The organism is Fructilactobacillus sp. X3R5C2, assembly GCF_059901175.1.
Window position 1 is genome coordinate 1 of record NZ_JBWXVC010000031.1, and the last position, 259, is coordinate 259.

1 protein-coding gene is annotated in these 259 nt (G+C 57.1%); it reads right to left on the reverse strand.

Annotation, left to right across the window (positions count from 1 at the left end):
• Positions 1-259: zeta toxin family protein (locus tag AC6UD4_RS07315; RefSeq protein WP_500709650.1), on the reverse strand; the 259-nt coding region annotated here is incomplete at both ends.

The following is a 259-nucleotide window of genomic DNA, read 5'->3' on the forward strand; positions in this document are numbered from 1 at the left end:
TCGTAGACCTGAGCGCCTTCGCGTCCGTAGAGCCGAATCTGGATGCCGGTCTCGGCCTGGACCTTGTCCAGATTGCCGGGCAGGGCATCGTAAACGTGTTTGCGTACATCTTCGGGGACGTAGCGGCCGAAGCCTTCGTCGTCCAGCTTGTCAGTAAACCTTCGGTCGACACCAAGCTCGCTTTCCAACCGATGTGCGACAACTCCCCGAATCTCCACTTCGTAGCCCTTGGCCTGGAGATTCTTGATCAGATTAACTG